Genomic DNA, 1590 nt, shown 5'->3' on the forward strand with positions numbered 1-1590 from the left:
AGAACAAAAGCGCTATCGCGCCTAATCACGTCCCAAGTGAGTGCTAATCACTTGGGGCTTCTTTCGCTTCTATCATAGTGCCGTTACAATGAGGACAATGTAGTTCAACTTCTCCCCTATTATTTTTATCCACACTAAATTCATCAATGATATACTCAGGGACTTCATCGGTTCCTTTACAATCCAAACATTTAAATAAGACAATCTCCATCTCTTCATTTAAACCAAAGGGATCATCTTCATCCAACCAATCAGGTGTTACTTCTTTTGTTTCATCCTGCTCTTTTTGGTTTGCCAATTCCGTATTTCCTCCTTCTTTCCATTTCTACTTCCTCCATATAGTGATATATCCATCCATATTCGGCATGCCATATTCCTACAAGTTCCATCTCTCTTTGGCAATGCGGACATTCAAGAGGATCCTTTTCAAAGGATTCAATCATACGTTGACGATACGTTTTCTTCTTACGTTTTGTCTCTAAAAGAAACGAAATCTGTTTGGTTCGCATGAATGCATATAAACTTAATATTTGTTGTGCTTTTCGATGTGACCTTCTACTATACAAACCATATCTTCCTACCATTCGAAAATGCTTCGGTGGAATATGTTGTAATATCTCAAATAAGAATCTATATACAGGTATCTTTTTATCTACTCGCTTTCCCGTTTTATGGTCTTCATACCAATAATGAACCGTTTTTCCATCGTAATCTTCGATGCGATATTCCGCAATAGCTGGTCGAGCTAAATATCTACCAATATATTTGGCCACACGTTTAGCGTTGGTCATTTTCTTTTCTGCGTTTACATAAAACCCTTTAGGATATCTTTGGTATAAATCATCGATAAGTTCTAATACTTTCCGATTCGTGGGATACCACTTTTTCAATAAATCTAATACTACTTTCTGCCACGATTTTCTCAAATACTCATAAGGAATATATCCGTTATTAACCCATTCATTTTGGTTATCTAACGCACCTTCCGTAACCAATGCATGGATATGCGGATTAAACTTTAAATCCCTACCAAACGTATGGATTACGGTAATTATACCTGAACGGAATTCTCTTTTTTTACTTTTTTTCTTATTATGATATTGGAATACTTCAGCTACTTGTTTACTTAATTCATTTAATCTTTTCCTGTCATCATAAAATACGTTTCTTAGTTCTTGAGGAATAGTAAAAACCATGTGACGATGCGTAACATTAAATATCATTTCCTGTTGTTTATCCGACCAGTCATCTGTATACTTTTTTCCGCAACGATGACACAATCTACTTTTACAAGTAAAACAAACAAATTTAGGTAGAGGATTTCCTTCACAACCTAAGCATTCATATCGAGCATAACCCAAGTCACGTGTCCCACAACGAATTGTTTTCTCCACTGTTTCTTTAATGTGGCTACGATAAGACTCAGGAAAACGATCAGAATGGAATTCCCAGAAGCCTGCGAAATGGTCTTTTAAAATTTCTTTAATAACACCAGTACCTTTTCTCATCTGTTTATCTCCACAAGTAAGATAATTAAATTTTACCACATAAGTTATCCACAACTATGGGATTTTATAATTTCCTAGACAA

Annotated in this window: 2 protein-coding genes; both read right to left on the reverse strand. The window is 35.3% G+C overall.

Translation table 11 applies throughout. The features are described 5' to 3' along the window. Positions 1-43 precede the first annotated feature (43 nt). Positions 44-298 carry a hypothetical protein gene (locus tag ACW2QC_RS20150; protein WP_457545712.1) on the reverse strand — a complete coding sequence of 85 codons (255 nt, stop codon included), beginning with the start codon at positions 296-298 and terminating at the stop codon, positions 44-46. Next, a complete protein-coding gene (locus ACW2QC_RS20155) occupies positions 273-1508 on the reverse strand; it encodes an IS91 family transposase (RefSeq protein ID WP_457545713.1) in 1236 nt (411 codons plus the stop codon). Before ACW2QC_RS20155 ends, ACW2QC_RS20150 begins: the two co-directional genes overlap by 26 nt. Between the last annotated feature and the right edge of the window lie 82 nt (positions 1509-1590).

This window comes from Virgibacillus sp. FSP13, from assembly GCF_054048505.1.